Here is a 17,663-nt window from a genome sequence, read left to right on the forward strand (position 1 = left end):
TGCTGCCGCCTCGCGAACCGAACCGTAGGGGATCGATGACTGACTATGGCCGGAGCTCAGGCTCCGAAGCATGGCACCCCGAAGACCCTCTCTTCGGTGATCAGTGGGGTCAGCAGCAGCCTCAGCAGCATCCCCACCAGCAGCAGCCGCACCCTCAGGCCCAGCAGCAACAACAGCAGTACCCGCAGCAGCATTCCCAGCAGCAACAGCAATATCCCCAGCAACACCCGCAACAGCAACCGCAGCAGTACCAGCAGCAGGGCGGCTGGGACCCGTACGCCGGCACCGGCCAGCAGCCGCAGTACCCGTACGACCCCCAGCAGCAGCAGTACGACCCCTCCTGGGGCAATCCGGCCGGCTACGGCGGCGACCCCTACGCCGGCGGCCAGCCGCAGCCCGACTACTACGGCCAGAACGGCTACCCGCCGCCGCAGCCGCCGGACCAGCGGTACCAGGAGCAGCAGCAGGTCCCGCAGGGCTACGAGCAGACGCCGCCGGAGCAGGTCCCGCAGCGGCCGCAGCCCCAGCCCCAGCGCCCGCAACCGCAGCGCCGGCAGCAGGAGCCGTCCCGTCCCGAGTGGGACGACGAAGCGGAGGCCGCCGACGACCACGCCTTCTTCTCCGGCGGCGGTGACGACGACGAGGACGACGACGACCGCGCCGGCGGCCGCGGCGACCGTCGCGGGGGCAAGGGCGGCAAGGGCAAGGGCGGCAAGAAGCGCCGCAGCGGCATGGCCTGCCTGGTCGTGCTCGTGGTGCTCGGCGGCGGCCTGGCCGGCGTGACGTACTTCGGCTACGGGTACTACCAGTCGCACTTCGGCCCGGCCCCCGACTTCGCGGGCCAGGGCTCCGGAGAGGTGCAGGTCGAGATCCCGCAGGGCGCCAGCGGTATCGAGATCGGCAACATCCTCAAGAAAGCCGGCGTGGTCAAGAGCGTCGACGCGTTCACCACCGCCAGCAACCAGAACCCCAAGGGCAACTTCATCCAGGCCGGCGTGTACGTCCTCAAGAAGCAGATGTCCGCCGCCAGCGCCGTCAAGATGATGCTCGACCCCACGTCCCAAAAGGTCCTGATCATCGCCGAGGGTCTGCGGGACGCGCAGATCTACTCGACCATCGACGCCAAGCTGGGACTGGACGAGGGCACCACGAAGAAGGTCGCCACGGCCCAGGCCGACAAGCTCGGCATGCCGTCCTGGGCGGACGACGGGGCCGACATAAAGGACCCGCTGGAAGGCTTCCTCTTCCCCTCGCGCTACAGCATCGCCAAGGACATGAAGCCCGAGGAACTGCTGAAGCAGATGGTCAAGCAGGCCACGGCGGAGTACGAGAAGGACGACCTGCAGGGGCAGGCGAAGAAGGCCGGCATGTCGCCGCACGAGGTCATCACCATCGCCAGCCTGGTACAGGCCGAGGCGAAGGAGGACGACGAGTTCGGCAAGGTCTCGCGGGTCATCTACAACCGCCTCGACCAGGACATGTTCCTGGGCTTCGACTCGACGATCAACTACGCCAAGGGCCGCAGCACCCTCAACACGTCGACGGCCGACACCAAGGACCCGTCGCCCTACAACACGTACAACCACAAGGGCCTGCCGCCGGGCCCGATCGGCAACCCCGGCCACCAGGCGATCGAGGCGGCGCTGCACCCGACGAAGGGCAACTGGCTCTACTTCGTGACGGTCAAGCCCGGTGACACGCGCTTCACCAACAGCCAGGCCGAGCACGACAAGAACGTCAAGGAGTTCAACGAGTACCAGCGGGAGCACGGCGGTTGATGAGCGACGGCAAGCGGGCGGCGGTCCTCGGATCGCCGATCGCCCACTCCTTGTCGCCTGTGCTGCACCGCGCCGCCTACGCGGAGCTGGGGCTGGACGACTGGACGTACGACCGGTTCGACGTCGGTGAGGAGGCCCTGCCCGGATTCCTGGAGGAGCTGGGGCAGGGCGGCCGGCGCTGGGCCGGGCTGTCGCTGACGATGCCGCTCAAGCGTGCGGTGATCCCCCTGCTCGACGTGGTCAGTGACACCGCGGCGTCGGTGGAGGCCGTGAACACCGTGGTGTTCGCCGAGGACGGCCGCCGCACCGGCGACAACACCGACATCCCGGGCATGGTCGCGGCCCTGCGGGAACGCGGGGTCGGGCGGGTGGCATCGGCCGCGGTCCTGGGAGCGGGCGCGACCGCGTCCTCCGCGCTGGCCGCGCTGGCGCAGATCTGCGACGGCGAGGTCACCGCCTATGTGCGCAGCACGGCCCGTGCGGCCGAGATGCGGCAGTGGGGCGAGCGGCTGGGTGTGACCGTGCGCACGGCCGCATGGGAGGACGCGCACCGCGCGTTCGGCGCGCCCCTGGTGATCGCCACGACCCCGGCCGGCACCACGGACGCGCTCGCCGCGGCGGTGCCCCAGGCCCCCGGCACGCTGTTCGACGTGCTCTACGACCCGTGGCCGACCGCACTGGCCGCCGCGTGGTCCGAACGCGGGGGAGCGCTGGTCGGCGGGCTCGACCTGCTCGTGCACCAGGCGGTGCTCCAGGTGGAGATGATGACCGGCCGCCGGCCCGCCCCCCTGGCGGCGATGCGCGCCGCGGGCGAGGCGGCGCTGCACCGCTCCTGAGCCCCGCGGACCGACGGCGCCCGGTGTCCGCTCGGCGGACCGTGCTCGGCCCTTGCACGGATACGTGAAAGGATCGCAGTACGCACGGCCGGTCCGGCCCGCCCTGCCGCGGGACGGCCCATGGAGAAGGAGCGAGCACCGTTGAGCACGTTGCGCTGGCTGACCGCGGGGGAGTCGCACGGCCCCGCACTCGTCGCGACGCTGGAGGGGCTGCCCTCCGGCGTGCCGATCACCACCGCCATGGTGGCGGACCACCTCGCGCGGCGGCGGCTGGGCTACGGCCGCGGTGCCCGCATGAAGTTCGAGCAGGACCAGGTCACCTTCCTCGGCGGCGTGCGCCACGGGCTGACCATGGGCTCGCCGGTCGCGATCATGGTCGGCAACACCGAGTGGCCCAAGTGGGAGCAGGTCATGTCGGCCGACCCGGTCGACCCCGAGATCCTCGCCGGACTCGCCCGCAACGCCCCGCTGACCCGTCCGCGCCCCGGTCACGCCGACCTCGCCGGCATGCAGAAGTACGGCTTCGACGAGGCCCGGCCGATCCTGGAGCGCGCCTCCGCCCGCGAGACCGCGGCCCGCGTGGCGCTCGGCGCCGTGGCCCGCTCGTACCTCAAGGAGACGGCCGGCATCGAGATCGTCTCGCACGTCGTGGAACTCGCCTCCGCCAAGGCCCCGTACGGCGTCCTGCCCACGCCGGCCGACGTCGACAAGCTCGACGCCGACCCCGTGCGCTGCCTCGACTCCGACGCGAGCAAGCGGATGGTCGCGGAGATCGACCAGGCCCACAAGGACGGCGACACCCTCGGCGGCGTCGTCGAGGTGCTGGCGTACGGCGTGCCGGTCGGTCTCGGCAGCCACGTCCACTGGGACCGCCGCCTCGACGCGCGTCTTGCCGCGGCCCTCATGGGCATCCAGGCGATCAAGGGCGTCGAGGTCGGCGACGGCTTCGAGCTCGCGCGAGTCCCCGGCTCCAAGGCGCACGACGAGATCGTGGCCACGCCCGACGGCATCCGCCGCTCCTCCGGCCGCTCCGGCGGCACCGAGGGCGGCCTGTCCACCGGCGAACTGCTGCGGGTGCGCGCCGCGATGAAGCCCATCGCCACCGTGCCGCGCGCCCTGGCCACCGTGGACGTGACCACCGGCGAGGCCACCCAGGCCCACCACCAGCGTTCCGACGTCTGTGCCGTCCCGGCCGCGGGCATCGTGGCCGAGGCGATGGTCGCCCTGGTGCTCGCCGACGCGGTCGCCGAGAAGTTCGGCGGCGACAGCGTCACCGAGACCCGCCGCAATGTGCGCGGCTACCTCGACCACCTGGCGATCCGGTGAGCGCCCCGGTCGTCGTCCTGGTCGGGCCGATGGGCGTGGGCAAGACCACCGTGGGCGAACTGCTGGCCGAACGGCTCGGTGTGAGCTGCCGCGACACCGACGCCGACATCGTCGAGGCCGAGGGCCGGCCGATCTCCGACATCTTCGTGGAGGACGGCGAGGAGCACTTCCGGGCCCTGGAGGCCCGGGCGGTGCGCGCCGCGCTGGCCGAGCACCCCGGAGTGCTCGCGCTCGGCGGCGGTGCCGTCCTCGACGCGGACACGCGCGGGCTGCTCGCGGGCCTGCCCGTGGTCTTCCTCGACATGGACGTCGCCGAGGCCGTCAAGCGCGTCGGTCTCGACGCCGCCCGCCCGCTGCTCGCCGTCAACCCGCGACGGCAGTGGCGGGAGCTGATGGACGCCCGGCGACCGCTGTACACCGAGGTCGCCCGCGCCGTGGTCAGCACGGCGGACCGCACCCCCGAGGACGTCGCCGACGCCGTCCTGGACGCACTGGAGCTGAAGACCGCATGACCGAGCACGCCGCCCACGCCACCGTCCGCATCCCTGTCGGGGGCAGCCAGGGCACCGAGCCGTACGAGGTCCTGGTCGGCCGGCAGCTCCTCGGCGAGCTGCCCGGCCTGATCGGCGACAAGGCCGTACGGGTGGCCGTCATCCATCCCGAGGCGCTGTCCGCCACCGGCGAGGCGCTCCGCGACGACCTGGCGGAGCAGGGCTACGAGGCCGTGGCGATCCAGGTGCCCAACGCGGAGGAGGCCAAGACCGCCGAGGTCGCCGCGTACTGCTGGAAGGCGCTCGGCCAGTCCGGGTTCACCCGCACGGACGTCGTCGTGGGCGTCGGCGGCGGCGCCACCACCGACCTGGCCGGCTTCGTCGCCGCCACCTGGCTGCGCGGCGTCCGCTGGATCGCCGTCCCCACCACGGTGCTCGGCATGGTGGACGCGGCCGTCGGCGGCAAGACCGGCATCAACACCGCCGAGGGCAAGAACCTCGTCGGTGCCTTCCACCCGCCGGCCGGTGTGCTGTGCGACCTCGCCGCCCTGGAGTCGCTCGCGGTCAACGACTACGTCAGCGGCCTCGCGGAGATCATCAAGGCGGGCTTCATCGCCGACCCGGTCATCCTCGACCTGATCGAGGGCGACCCGGCCGCCGCCCGCACCCCTGACGGCGCCCACACCGCGGAGCTGATCGAGCGGGCCATCCGGGTCAAGGCCGAGGTGGTCTCCGCGGACCTCAAGGAGTCGGGCCTGCGGGAGATCCTCAACTACGGCCACACCCTCGGCCACGCCATCGAGAAGAACGAGCGGTACGACTGGCGGCACGGTGCGGCCGTCTCCATCGGCATGGTCTTCGCCGCCGAACTCGGCCGCCTCGCCGGGCGGTTGGACGACGCCACCGCGGACCGCCACCGTGCGGTGCTGGGGTCCGTGGGGCTGCCGCTGACCTACCGCGGGGACCAGTGGCCGCGGCTGCTGGAGACCATGAAGGTCGACAAGAAGTCCCGCGGCGACCGGCTCCGCTTCATCGTCCTCGACGCCCTCGCCAAGCCCACCGTCCTGGAGGCGCCCGACCCCGCGGTGCTCCTCGCCGCCTACGCCGAGATCTCCAAGTAGCCACCGGCACCACTGCCGCAGAACGGCCGGGCACCTCGCGGGTGACCCGGCCGTTCACACAACTGCGGCCGTTGACGGTACCGTTCGGTCGAACCTGAAAGCACTTGTACGGGACGGAGTGGCCGCGATGCAGCATGGCGTGGGCGCGCCTCTGCCACCGCCGCACGGCGGGCAGCCGGTGTCCGGCCCGCCGGGACCGCCGCCGCAGCAGCCACCGGCGGCGACCGGTCACTTCCCGATGGCACCAGGAGCCCCCGTCCAGCACCCGGGACGGCCGCCCGAGCAGGTCCACCAGGCCGGTGCCCACCCCGGCGCGGATCCCGGTACGAGCCCCGGCGCCCCCCGTCCGCGCCCCGGGTACGGCCCCGTGGCCGTCCTGCTGATCGGCGCCGCGGGAGCCGGGAAGACCACGATCGCCCGCCACTGGGCCGACCACCGCGGTGTCCCCACCGCCCACATCAGCCTGGACGACGTGCGCGAATGGGTGCGCTCCGGCTTCGCCGACCCCCAGTCGGGCTGGAACGACAACTCCGAGGCGCAGTACCGTCTCGCCCGCCGCACCTGCGGCTTCGCTGCCCGCAACTTCCTGGCGAACGGCATCTCCTGCATCATCGACGACGCCGTCTTCCCCGACCGCCCCGTCGTCGGCCTCGGCGGCTGGAAGCGCCACGTCGGCCCGGGCCTGCTGCCCGTCGTCCTGCTCCCCGGCCTCGACGTCGTGCTGGCCCGCAACGCGCAGCGCACCGGCAACCGGCGGCTGACCGACGAGGAGGTCGCCCGCATCCACGGCCGCATGGCCGGCTGGTACGGGTCCGGGCTGCCCATCATCGACAACTCGCACCTGGACGTGGCGGCGGCGGCCGCCGCCCTCGACAGCGTCGTCGCGCGCAGCCTGCAGGGACCGCCCGCCTGGTAGGCGGCCGGGCGGCCCGCCTCGACAGGCCGAGCGGCGGGACCCGACGTACGCTCACCACATGTCCGAGGTGCACGCTGCCCGCAGGGAACGACTGCGGGACCGTTGCGCGGCGTCCGGAGCGGCGGCGGCGCTGGTCTCCCGCCCCGCGAACGTCCGCTACCTGACCGGCTGCGCCCCGCCGGGCACGGTGCTGCTGATCACCCCGGGGCCCGAGGACGTGCTGGTGCACGGCCGCCATCCCTCCGGCGACCTCGCGGAGGGCCGCCTCCCCGACGACGTGCGCACCGTCGTGCTGCCGTCCCCCGACGCGGACCCGGCGGTGGCCGCCGCCGCCCTGGCCGGCGAGCGGAAGGCCGCGACCGTGGCCGTGGAGGAGCACCACCTCACGGTCGCCCGGCACCGCGCGATGGGCGAGGCCGCGCCCGGCGTCCGCCTGACCGACCTGGGGACGGCCGTCGAGCAGCTCCGGCTGGTCAAGGACGAGCAGGAGATCTCCGCCCTGCGCATCGCCGCCGAGATCGCCGACCAGGCCCTCAGCGAGCTGCTGGAGTCCATCCTGGTGGGGCGGACCGAACGCCATCTCGCGCTGGAGCTGGAGCGCCGCCTCATCGACCACGGCGCCGACGGCCCGGCCTTCCCCACCTGCGTCGGCACCGGGCCGCACTCCGGCGCCTCGCGCCATCTGCCCACCGACCGGCGGGTCGAGGAGGGCGACTTCCTGACCGTGCGGCTGGGCGCCTGCTACCGCGGCTACCGCTGCGAGGTCGGCCGGACCTTCGTCATCGGCACGTCCCCCGCCGACTGGCAGATCGAGCTGTACGACCTCGTCTTCGCCGCCCAGCGGGCCGGCCGGGAGGCGCTGGCACCGGGGGCCGCCTGCCGCGACGTGGACCATGCCGCCCGGCACGTCCTGGAGTCCGGCGGCTACGGGGACGCGCTGGGGGAGAGCACGGGACACGGGGTCGGCCTGGAGATCGGCGAGGACCCTCGGTTGTCGCCTGCCGCCATGGGTAAACTGGACGCTTGCGTGCCGGTCACCGTCGAACCGGGGGTTCACCTCCCGGGCCGCGGCGGTGTCCGGATCGACGACACACTCGTCGTGCGTCCCCCGACGGACGGCGGGCCCGAGCTACTCACCATCACGACCAAGGAGCTGCTCGCCCTGTAGCGGGCGGGCACCTGTTTGGTCCCCGAAGCAGCAGTGCAGGAGATTCCGCAACCGTGGCCACCACGAACGACCTCAAGAACGGCATCGTGCTCAAGCTCGACGGCGGCCAGCTCTGGTCCGTAGTCGAGTTCCAGCACGTCAAGCCCGGCAAGGGCCCCGCCTTCGTCCGTACGAAGCTCAAGAACGTGCTCTCCGGCAAGGTCGTCGACAAGACCTTCAACGCCGGCGTGAAGGTCGAGACGGCCAACGTCGACAAGCGCGGGATGCAGTTCTCCTACAAGGACGGCGAGAGCTTCGTGTTCATGGACATGGACACGTACGACCAGATCTACATCACCCCCGAGGTTGTCGGCGACGCCGCCCACTTCCTCCTGGAGGGCTTCGAGGCCGTCGTCGCCATGTACGAGGGCGCGCCCCTGTACATCGAGCTCCCGGCCGCCGTCGAGCTGGTCATCGAGTACACCGAGCCGGGCGTCCAGGGCGACCGCTCCACCGGTGGCACCAAGCCCGCCAAGCTGGAGACCGGCTACGAGATCGGTGTCCCGCTCTTCATCACCACCGGTGAGAAGATCAAGGTCGACACCCGCACGGGTGAGTACCTCGGCCGGGTGAACGGCTAACCGTGGCCGCTCGTAACAAGGCCCGCAAGCGTGCCTTCCAGATCCTCTTCGAGGCGGAGCAGCGGGGCGTGGACCCCAAGTCAGCCATGGCGGACTGGATCAGGCTCGCCCGCACTGACGACCGGCAGCCGCCGGTCAGCGAATACACCATGAAACTCGTCGAGGGTTACGCCGAACGGGCGAAGCGCATCGACGAACTGCTCTCGAAGCACGCCGTGGGCTGGACGCTCGACCGGATGCCGGTCGCCGATCGCAACATCCTGCGGCTCGGTGCCTACGAGCTGCTGTGGGAGGACGACGTCCCCGATGCCGTCGCCCTGGACGAGGCCGTGCAGCTGGCCAAGGAGTTCTCCACGGACGACTCGCCGTCGTTCGTGAACGGCCTGCTGGCCCGTCTGAAGGAGCTCAAGCCGGGCCTGCGCGAGGATCTGCGCGAGGACTGAGCCGCCGTCCCGCGACACCGGCCCGGAACGCACCGCGTTCCGGGCCCGTCGTACGCCCGGGTGCGGCGGGCCAGGACGGCACACTGCCGCGGGCGCGGAACACAAGCGCCCCTGTGCGGTGTCCCAGGGGGCCACCGCACAGGGGCGTGAACGTTTCTGCTTCCCGAGGGTGTCAGCCCTCCTCGTGCTGCACCGCGCGCCGTGCGTCCGCGTCGAGGACGCCCCAGCCGATGAGCTGCTCGGTCAGGACCGAGGGCGACTGGTCGTAGATGACGGCGAGGGTGCGCAGGTCGTCCTGGCGGATCGACAGCACCTTGCCGTTGTAGTCGCCGCGCTGGCTCTGGATCGTCGCGGCGTACCTCTGCAGCGGGCCGGCCTTGTCGGACGGCACCTGGCTGAGGCGCTCGAGATCGAGGACGAGCTTCGGCGGCGGCTCGGCGGCACCACCAGGTGCGGAACCGGGCAGCAGCTCCTGGACCGGCACGCCGTAGAAATCGGCGAGCTCGGCGAGCCGCTGCACCGTCACCGCGCGGTCTCCACGCTCGTACGAGCCGACCACGACGGCCTTCCAGCGCCCCTGGGACTTCTCCTCGACGCCGTGGAGGGAGAGTCCCTGCTGTGTGCGGATGGCGCGGAGCTTCGCTCCGAGCTGTTTGGCGTAATCGCTGGACATAACGCTCCCCGGACGGAAACTCAGTAACTCACTGTGAGGTTACGCAGCGTAATTGGAATCCGTCAAGCCGAATGGTCCACACCGGTACCCCCGGACGAGCGAGGTCGTCGGCGCGTCACCCGTGACAGAGCAGGTCAGCGGGCCTGGTACGGTGGTCTCGTACGTTTTGGCGTCCTTTAAGGCCCGTCCAGTGAGGCGGGGAAGGAGGTCCATTTTTCATGGCCGCACACAGCGAGGCCTCAACGGTGCCGTCCCGGCCCGTGCTGGAGGCGCAGGACATCGAGCGGGTGCTGACCCGCATCGCCCACGAGATCGTCGAACGCGCCAAGGGCGCCGACGACGTGGTGCTCCTCGGCATTCCGACCCGCGGCGTCCACTTGGCCCGCAGACTCGCCGACAAGCTCGACGGCATCACCGGCGGCAAGGTCCCGGTCGGCTCGCTCGACATCACCATGTACCGCGACGACCTGCGGCTCGGCCCGGCCCGCGCGCTCGCCCGCACCGAGATCCCGGCCGACGGCGTGGACCGCCGCCTGGTCGTCCTCGTGGACGACGTGCTCTTCTCCGGCCGCACCATCCGCGCCGCCCTCGACGCTCTGGGCGACATCGGCCGCCCGCGGGCGGTGCAGCTGGCCGTCCTGGTCGACCGAGGCCACCGCGAGCTGCCCATCCGTGCCGACTACGTCGGCAAGAACATCCCCACCTCGCTGCGCGAGACCGTCAAGGTCCATCTGACCGAGGAGGACGGGCGCGACTGCGTCCTGCTCGGCGTGCGCGACGGCTCCCCGGCGGACGAGTAGCGCGGCTCCGCCCCGCCTCCCGGGGCACAGCCATGCCCGCCCGTCCCCGGCACGAGCCGTCCGGGAGACGCCGCGTGCCGCCCCTTCGCCCGCCCCCGCACGCATCCTCCGGAGTGACCGATGAAGCGCCACCTGATCTCGGCGGCCGACCTCACCCGCGACGACGCCCTCCTCGTGCTCGACACCGCCGAGGAGATGGCCCGCGTCGCCGACCGCCCCATCAAGAAACTCCCCACCCTGCGCGGCCGCACTGTCGTCAACCTCTTCTTCGAGGACTCGACCCGCACCCGCATCTCCTTCGAGGCCGCCGCCAAGCGGCTGTCGGCCGACGTCATCAACTTCTCCGCCAAGGGGTCCTCGGTCTCCAAGGGCGAGTCGCTGAAGGACACCGCGCTCACCCTGGAGGCGATGGGCGCCGACGCCGTCGTCATCCGCCACCACATGTCCGGCGCCCCGCACCGCCTCGCCTACTCCGACTGGATCGGCGGCAGCGTGGTCAATGCGGGCGACGGCACCCATGAGCACCCCACCCAGGCGCTGCTGGACGCCTTCACCATGCGCCGCCACCTGTCGGGCCCCGGCCGCGACCTGGCGGGCCGGCGGGTCACCGTCGTCGGCGACGTGCTGCACAGCCGCGTGGCGCGCTCCAATGTGCTGCTGCTGAACACCCTGGGCGCCGAGGTCACCCTGGTGGCGCCGCCCACCCTGCTGCCGATCGGCGTCGAGAACTGGCCCTGCGAGGTCTCGTACGACCTGGACGCGGTGCTCTCCAAGACCGACGCCGTCATGATGCTGCGCGTCCAGCGCGAGCGCATGAACGCCGCCTTCTTCCCTACGGAGCGCGAGTACGCGCGCCGCTACGGCCTCGACGGCATCCGCATGGCCGCCCTGCCGGAGCACGCCGTCGTCATGCACCCCGGACCGATGAACCGCGGCATGGAGATCACCGCCGAGGTCGCGGACTCGCCGCGCTGCACCGCCGTCGAGCAGGTCAGGAACGGCGTCAGCATCCGGATGGCCGTCCTGTACCTGCTGCTCGGCGGCGCCGAGCCCGCCGTCTCCGGCCCCGTCCCCGCCCGCACCGCTGAGGAGAGCAAATGAACACGAGCGCGACCCCGAGGACGCTGATCCGCGGCGCGAGGATCCTGGGCGGCGACCCGCAGGACGTCCTGATCGAGGGCGAGACGATCGCCGAGGTGGGCACGGACCTGGCCGCCCCCGGGGGCGCCACCGTGGTCGAGGCCGCGGGCAAGGTCCTCCTGCCGGGCCTGGTCGACCTCCACACCCATCTGCGCGAGCCGGGCCGGGAGGACTCCGAGACCGTCCTCACCGGCACCCGCTCCGCCGCCGCCGGCGGCTACACCGCTGTGCACGCGATGGCGAACACCTTCCCGGTCGCCGACACCGCCGGCGTCGTCGAGCAGGTCTGGCGGCTCGGTCGCGAGCACGGCTACTGCGACGTGCAGCCGGTCGGTGCCGTCACCGTGGGCCTGGAGGGCAAGCAGCTCGCCGAACTCGGCGCGATGGCGGACTCCGCCGCCGGGGTGCGGGTCTTCTCCGACGACGGAAAGTGCGTCGACGACGCGGTCATCATGCGCCGCGCCCTGGAGTACGTGAAGGCCTTTGACGGCGTCGTCGCCCAGCACGCCCAGGAGCCGCGGCTGACCGAGGGTGCCCAGATGAACGAGGGCGTCGTCTCCGGCGAGCTGGGCCTGACCGGCTGGCCTGCCGTCGCCGAGGAGTCGATCATCGCCCGCGACGTGCTGCTTGCCGCGCACGTCGGCTCCCGCGTGCACATCTGCCACCTGTCCACGGCCGGTTCCGTCGAGATCGTGCGCTGGGCCAAGTCCAAGGGCTGGGACGTGACCGCCGAGGTCACCCCGCACCACCTGCTGCTGACCGACGAGCTGGTGCGCTCGTACAACCCGGTCTACAAGGTCAACCCGCCGCTGCGCACCGAGGCCGACGTCATGGCGCTGCGCGAGGCGCTCGCCGACGGCACCATCGACTGCGTGGCCACCGACCACGCCCCGCACCCCCACGAGGACAAGGACTGCGAGTGGGGCGCGGCCGCGATGGGCATGATCGGCCTGGAGACCGCGCTGTCGGTCGTCCAGCACGCCATGGTCGACACCGGCCTGCTGGACTGGGCGGGCGTCGCCGACCGGATGTCCTTCCGGCCCGCCGTCATCGGGCGCCTGGCCGGACACGGCCGCCCCGTCTCGGCCGGTGAACCCGCCAACCTGACGCTGGTCGATCCGGCATACCGTGGTGAGGTGAATCCCGCGGGCTTCGCCTCCCGCAGCCGCAACACCCCCTACGAGGGTCTGGAGCTGCCGGGCCAGGTGTTCGCGACGTTCCTGCGGGGCAAGGCGACGGTCATGGACGGGAAGCTCTCGTGACACCTCTGGTACTCATCGCGGCGGAGGGCAAGCACTCCGCCCAGGTCACCGACTGGTCCGCCCGCATCGGCTGGGTCGTCGGGCTGCTGCTCCTCATCGCCCTCGTCTACTGGCTGATGCGCCAGGGCTGGAAGTGGCGCGGCACCCTCCAGGGGGACGTGCCCGGCCTCCCCACAGCCCCGGAGGAGCCCGGCGACGAGCCGCGGCCGGTCCTGCTGGCCATGGACGGCCGCTACCACGGCAGCACGACCGCGGGGCAGTGGCTGGACCGCATCGTGGCCCACGGCCTGGGGGTGCGCAGCCGTGCCGCGCTGACCCTGACGGACCGCGGCGTGGACGTCGTCCGCGCCGGAGCCCCGGACTTCTTCATCCCGGCCGAAGCCCTGCGCGGCGCCCGCCTCGACAAGGGCATCGCGGGCAAGGTCCTCACCGAGGGCGGCCTGCTGGTGATCACCTGGGCGCACGGCGACCGGGAGATCGACTCCGGCTTCCGCTCCGACCGCTCCGCCGAGCACAGCGCGTGGGTCGAGGCCCTGAACACCCTTACGCACGACCAGGAAGGCGCACGATGACGACCTCCGCCCAGCGGCCCGCGAGGGTCCCCGCCGTACTCGTCCTGGAGGACGGCCGCACCTTCCGCGGCCGTGCCTACGGGGCCGTGGGGGAGACCTTCGGCGAGGCCGTCTTCTCCACCGGCATGACCGGCTACCAGGAGACGCTGACCGACCCCTCGTACCACCGCCAGGTGGTCGTGATGACCGCCCCGCACGTGGGCAACACCGGCGTCAACGACGAGGACCCCGAGTCCTCCCGCATCTGGGTGGCCGGCTACGTCGTCCGCGACCCCGCCCGCGTGCCGTCCAACTGGCGCTCCCGGCGCACCCTGGACGAGGAACTGACCCGCCAGGGAGTCGTCGGCATCAGCGGCATCGACACCCGCGCCCTCACCCGCCACCTGCGCGAGCGCGGCGCCATGCGTGTCGGCATCTTCTCCGGCGACAAGGCGCACACCGACGAGGCCGCACTCCTCGCCGAGGTGCAGGCCGCCCCGCAGATGTCCGGGGCCGACCTCTCCGCGGAGGTCGCCACCAAGGAGCCGTACGTCGTCCCGGCCGTCGGGGAGAAGAAGTTCACCGTCGCCGCCCTCGACCTCGGCATCAAGGGCATGACGCCGCAGCGCATGGCCGAGCGCGGCATCGAGGTGCACGTCCTGCCCGCGGCCGCCTCCCTGGAGGAGGTCTACGCGGTCCGGCCCGACGGCGTCTTCCTCTCCAACGGCCCCGGCGACCCGGCCACCGCCGACCTGACCGTCATCCGGGGCGTCCTGGAGCGCGGCACCCCGCTGTTCGGCATCTGCTTCGGCAACCAGCTGCTCGGCCGGGCCGTCGGCTTCGGCACGTACAAGCTCAAGTACGGCCACCGCGGCATCAACCAGCCGGTGCAGGACCGTTCCACCGGCAAGGTCGAGGTCACCGCCCACAACCACGGCTTCGCCGTGGACGCGCCGCTCGACCAGGTCACCGACACCCCGTACGGGCGGGTCGAGGTCTCCCACGTCTGCCTCAACGACAACGTGGTCGAGGGCCTGCGGCTGCTCGACACCCCCGCGTTCAGCGTCCAGTACCACCCCGAGGCCGCCGCAGGTCCGCACGACGCCGCGTACCTCTTCGACCGCTTCGTGAAGCTCATGGAGGGCCAGCGTGCCTAAGCGCACCGATATCCAGTCCGTCCTGGTCATCGGCTCCGGCCCGATCGTCATCGGCCAGGCCGCCGAGTTCGACTACTCCGGCACCCAGGCCTGCCGCGTCCTGCGCGCCGAGGGCCTGCGGGTGATCCTGGTCAACTCCAACCCGGCCACGATCATGACCGACCCGGAGATCGCCGACGCCACCTATGTGGAGCCGATCACCCCGGAGTTCGTCGAGAAGATCATCGCCAAGGAGCGCCCGGACGCCCTGCTGCCCACCCTGGGCGGCCAGACCGCGCTCAACACCGCGATCTCGCTCCACACCGCGGGTGTCCTCGACAAGTACGGCGTCGAGCTGATCGGCGCCAATGTCGAGGCCATCAACAAGGGCGAGGACCGCGACCTGTTCAAGGACGTCGTCGCGGCCGTCAACGCCAAGATCGGCCACGGCGAGTCCGCCCGCTCCGTCATCTGCCACACCATGGACGAGGTGATCGCCGGAGTCGGCACCCTGGGCGGCTACCCGGTCGTCGTCCGCCCGTCGTTCACCATGGGCGGCGCCGGCTCCGGCTTCGCCCACGACGAGGAGGAGCTGCGCCGCATCGCCGGCCAGGGACTCACGCTCTCCCCGACCACCGAGGTGCTCCTGGAGGAGTCCATCCTCGGCTGGAAGGAGTACGAGCTGGAGCTCATGCGCGACAAGCACGACAACGTCGTGGTCGTCTGCTCCATCGAGAACTTCGACCCCATGGGCGTGCACACCGGTGACTCCATCACGGTCGCGCCCGCGATGACCCTGACCGACCGCGAGTACCAGATCCTGCGCGACATCGGCATCGCCGTGATCCGCGAGGTCGGCGTGGACACCGGCGGCTGCAACATCCAGTTCGCGGTCGATCCCGAGGACGGCCGGGTCATCGTCATCGAGATGAACCCGCGGGTCTCCCGCTCCTCCGCGCTCGCCTCCAAGGCGACCGGCTTCCCGATCGCCAAGATCGCCGCCAAGCTGGCGGTCGGCTACACCCTCGACGAGATCCCCAACGACATCACCGAGCAGACGCCGGCGTCCTTCGAGCCGACCCTCGACTACGTCGTCGTCAAGGTGCCGCGTTTCGCCTTCGAGAAGTTCCCCGCCGCCGACGCCACCCTCACCACCACCATGAAGTCGGTCGGCGAGGCCATGGCGATCGGCCGCAACTTCCCCGAGGCGCTGCAGAAGGCGCTGCGCTCGCTGGAGAAGAAGGGCAGCCAGTTCGCCTTCACCGGCGAAACCGGCGACAAGGGCGAGCTGCTGCTCACCGCGGGACGCCCCACCGACGGCCGGATCAACACCGTCATGCAGGCGATCCGGGCCGGGGCCACTCCCCAGGAGGTCTTCGACGCGACGAGGATCGACCCCTGGTTCGTCGACCAGCTCTTCCTGATCAAGGAGATCGCCGACGAGCTGGCCGCCGCGGGCAAGCTCGACCCCGAACTGCTCGCCGAGGCCAAGCGCTACGGGTTCTCCGACGCCCAGATCGCCGCGATCCGCGGGCTGCGCGAGGATGTCGTCCGCGAGGTCCGGCACGCGCTCGGCGTCCGCCCGGTCTACAAGACGGTCGACACCTGCGCCGCCGAATTCGCCGCCCGCACCCCGTACTTCTACTCGTCCTACGACGAGGAGACCGAGGTCGCGCCGCGCGAGAAGCCCGCCGTGATCATCCTCGGCTCCGGCCCGAACCGCATCGGCCAGGGCATCGAGTTCGACTACTCCTGTGTGCACGCCTCCTTCGCGCTGCACGACGCGGGCTACGAGACCGTCATGGTCAACTGCAACCCGGAGACCGTCTCCACCGACTACGACACCTCCGACCGGCTCTACTTCGAGCCGCTCACCCTGGAGGACGTCCTGGAGATCGTCCACGCCGAGCGGCAGGCCGGCCCCGTCGCCGGCGTCGTCGTCCAGCTCGGCGGCCAGACCCCGCTCGGCCTGGCGCAGGCTCTGAAGGACAACGGCGTGCGCGTCGTCGGCACCTCGCCCGAGGCCATCCACCTTGCCGAGGACCGCGGCGCCTTCGGCCGCGTCCTGGACCGGGCCGGCCTGCCCGCCCCCAAGCACGGCACGGCCACCACCTTCGAGGAGGCCAAGGCCATCGCCGACGAGATCGGCTACCCGGTCCTGGTGCGCCCCTCGTACGTGCTCGGCGGCCGCGGCATGGAGATCGTCTACGACGAGACCCGCCTCGCCTCCTACATTGCCGAGTCCACCGAGATCGGCCCGGACCGCCCCGTCCTGGTCGACCGCTTCCTCGACGACGCCATCGAGATCGACGTCGACGCGCTCTACGACGGCCACGAGCTCTACCTCGGCGGCGTCATGGAGCACATCGAGGAGGCCGGCATCCACTCCGGCGACTCCGCCTGCGCCCTGCCCCCGATCACGCTGGGCGGCCACGACATCAAGCGGCTGCGCGCCTCCACCGAGGCCATCGCCAAGGGCGTCGGCGTACAGGGCCTGATCAACATCCAGTTCGCGCTGGCCGGGGACATCCTCTACGTGCTGGAGGCCAACCCGCGCGCCTCCCGCACCGTGCCCTTCACCTCCAAGGCGACGGCGGTGCCGCTGGCCAAGGCCGCCGCGCGCATCTCGCTCGGTGCCACCATCGCCGAGCTGCGCGCCGAGGGACTGCTCCCGGCCCACGGCGACGGCGGCACCCTGCCGCTCGACGCGCCGATCTCCGTCAAGGAGGCCGTGCTGCCGTGGAGCCGCTTCCGCGACGTGCACGGCCGCGGCGTCGACACCGTCCTCGGCCCGGAGATGCGCTCCACCGGCGAGGTCATGGGCATCGACTCGGTCTTCGGCACGGCGTACGCCAAGTCGCAGGCCGGAGCCTACGGCGCGCTGCCGACCAAGGGCCGCGCCTTCGTCTCGGTGGCCAACCGCGACAAGCGGGCGCTGATCTTCCCGGCCCGGGCCCTGGTGGAGCACGGCTTCGAGCTGCTGGCCACCTCCGGCACCGCCGAAGTGCTCAAGCGCAACGGCATCGAGGCCACGATCGTCCGCAAGAAGAGCGAGGGCACCGGCCCGAACGGCGAGCCGACCGTGGTCGACCTCATCCACGACGGCGCGATCGACCTCATCGTCAACACCCCGTTCGGCACCGGCGGCCGCCTCGACGGATACGACATCCGCACCGCCGCCGTGGCCCGCGGCGTCCCGTGCCTGACCACCGTGCAGGCGCTCGCCGCCGCGGTGCAGGGACTGGACGCGCTCGCCCGGGGCGACGTCGGGGTCCGCTCCCTCCAGGAGCACGCGGAACGCCTGACCGCGGCCCGCGAGGCATAGGCCCGCGAGGGGGGCACCGCACACCGGTGCCCCCCTCGTCACGAGCCCCCCCGCCGGCCGCACCACCGCAGAAGGCC

16 protein-coding genes are annotated in these 17,663 nt (G+C 71.8%); 15 read left to right on the plus strand and 1 reads right to left on the minus strand.

The window, feature by feature from the left end; genetic code table 11:
• Nucleotides 1-35: 35 nt before the first annotated feature.
• The 9 genes from mltG (at nucleotide 36) to nusB (ending at nucleotide 8,699) form a co-directional block, all read left to right on the plus strand.
• On the plus strand, nucleotides 36-1,778 hold the full coding sequence (gene mltG, locus ACIP64_RS33305) for an endolytic transglycosylase MltG (RefSeq protein ID WP_401594176.1): 1,743 nt from the start codon (nucleotides 36-38) through the stop codon (nucleotides 1,776-1,778).
• Entirely contained in the window at nucleotides 1,778-2,614 is an 837-nt protein-coding gene (locus ACIP64_RS33310) for a shikimate dehydrogenase (protein ID WP_401594179.1), read from the plus strand. The genes mltG and ACIP64_RS33310 overlap by 1 nt, the downstream gene beginning before the upstream one ends.
• Before the next feature lie 141 nt (nucleotides 2,615-2,755).
• Nucleotides 2,756-3,940: a chorismate synthase gene (aroC, locus tag ACIP64_RS33315; protein WP_401594182.1), complete on the plus strand. Its 1,185-nt coding sequence runs from the start codon at nucleotides 2,756-2,758 to the stop codon at nucleotides 3,938-3,940.
• Nucleotides 3,937-4,452 carry a shikimate kinase gene (locus ACIP64_RS33320; protein ID WP_401594185.1) on the plus strand — a complete coding sequence of 172 codons (516 nt, stop codon included), beginning with the start codon at nucleotides 3,937-3,939 and terminating at the stop codon, nucleotides 4,450-4,452. The genes aroC and ACIP64_RS33320 overlap by 4 nt, the downstream gene beginning before the upstream one ends.
• Entirely contained in the window at nucleotides 4,449-5,552 is a 1,104-nt protein-coding gene (gene aroB / locus ACIP64_RS33325; RefSeq protein WP_401594188.1) for a 3-dehydroquinate synthase, read from the plus strand. Before ACIP64_RS33320 ends, aroB begins: the two co-directional genes overlap by 4 nt.
• Nucleotides 5,553-5,679: 127 nt before the next feature.
• On the plus strand, nucleotides 5,680-6,468 hold the full coding sequence (locus tag ACIP64_RS33330; RefSeq protein ID WP_401594191.1) for an AAA family ATPase: 789 nt from the start codon (nucleotides 5,680-5,682) through the stop codon (nucleotides 6,466-6,468).
• Between the two features lie 58 nt (nucleotides 6,469-6,526).
• Nucleotides 6,527-7,636 (plus strand): aminopeptidase P family protein, encoded by a 1,110-nt coding sequence (locus ACIP64_RS33335; protein WP_401594194.1) that lies wholly within the window; start codon nucleotides 6,527-6,529, stop codon nucleotides 7,634-7,636.
• Nucleotides 7,637-7,689: 53 nt separating this feature from the next.
• The gene (efp, locus tag ACIP64_RS33340) at nucleotides 7,690-8,256 is read left to right on the plus strand and encodes an elongation factor P (protein WP_401594197.1); all 567 of its coding nucleotides are present in this window, start codon (nucleotides 7,690-7,692) and stop codon (nucleotides 8,254-8,256) included.
• A gap of 2 nt (nucleotides 8,257-8,258) precedes the next feature.
• Nucleotides 8,259-8,699, plus strand: coding sequence for a transcription antitermination factor NusB (nusB, locus tag ACIP64_RS33345; RefSeq protein WP_360914908.1), 441 nt, complete (start codon nucleotides 8,259-8,261; stop codon nucleotides 8,697-8,699).
• Between the two features lie 172 nt (nucleotides 8,700-8,871).
• Here the strand turns inward: nusB and ACIP64_RS33350 are convergent, their stop codons facing one another.
• The gene (locus tag ACIP64_RS33350) at nucleotides 8,872-9,372 is read right to left on the minus strand and encodes a transcriptional regulator (protein WP_319134973.1); all 501 of its coding nucleotides are present in this window, start codon (nucleotides 9,370-9,372) and stop codon (nucleotides 8,872-8,874) included.
• Nucleotides 9,373-9,590: 218 nt separating this feature from the next.
• Here ACIP64_RS33350 and pyrR point away from each other — a divergent pair, with 218 nt between their 5' ends.
• The 6 genes from pyrR to carB all read left to right on the plus strand — a co-directional run bounded on the left by pyrR (nucleotide 9,591) and on the right by carB (nucleotide 17,586).
• Complete coding sequence (pyrR, locus tag ACIP64_RS33355) at nucleotides 9,591-10,172, plus strand: bifunctional pyr operon transcriptional regulator/uracil phosphoribosyltransferase PyrR (RefSeq protein ID WP_401594202.1); 582 nt, start codon at nucleotides 9,591-9,593, stop codon at nucleotides 10,170-10,172.
• Between the two features lie 120 nt (nucleotides 10,173-10,292).
• The gene (locus tag ACIP64_RS33360) at nucleotides 10,293-11,273 is read left to right on the plus strand and encodes an aspartate carbamoyltransferase catalytic subunit (protein WP_401594205.1); all 981 of its coding nucleotides are present in this window, start codon (nucleotides 10,293-10,295) and stop codon (nucleotides 11,271-11,273) included.
• A complete protein-coding gene (locus tag ACIP64_RS33365) occupies nucleotides 11,270-12,574 on the plus strand; it encodes a dihydroorotase (protein WP_401594208.1) in 1,305 nt (434 codons plus the stop codon). The genes ACIP64_RS33360 and ACIP64_RS33365 overlap by 4 nt, the downstream gene beginning before the upstream one ends.
• Nucleotides 12,571-13,146 (plus strand): hypothetical protein, encoded by a 576-nt coding sequence (locus ACIP64_RS33370; RefSeq protein WP_401594211.1) that lies wholly within the window; start codon nucleotides 12,571-12,573, stop codon nucleotides 13,144-13,146. The genes ACIP64_RS33365 and ACIP64_RS33370 overlap by 4 nt, the downstream gene beginning before the upstream one ends.
• Entirely contained in the window at nucleotides 13,143-14,282 is a 1,140-nt protein-coding gene (gene carA / locus ACIP64_RS33375; protein ID WP_401594213.1) for a glutamine-hydrolyzing carbamoyl-phosphate synthase small subunit, read from the plus strand. The genes ACIP64_RS33370 and carA overlap by 4 nt, the downstream gene beginning before the upstream one ends.
• Nucleotides 14,275-17,586, plus strand: a complete 3,312-nt coding sequence (carB, locus tag ACIP64_RS33380) for a carbamoyl-phosphate synthase large subunit (protein WP_401594215.1) — start codon at nucleotides 14,275-14,277, stop codon at nucleotides 17,584-17,586. The genes carA and carB overlap by 8 nt, the downstream gene beginning before the upstream one ends.
• Nucleotides 17,587-17,663 lie beyond the last annotated feature (77 nt).

Source organism: Streptomyces sp. NPDC088733, assembly GCF_044751185.1.
Lineage (GTDB): Bacteria > Actinomycetota > Actinomycetes > Streptomycetales > Streptomycetaceae > Actinacidiphila.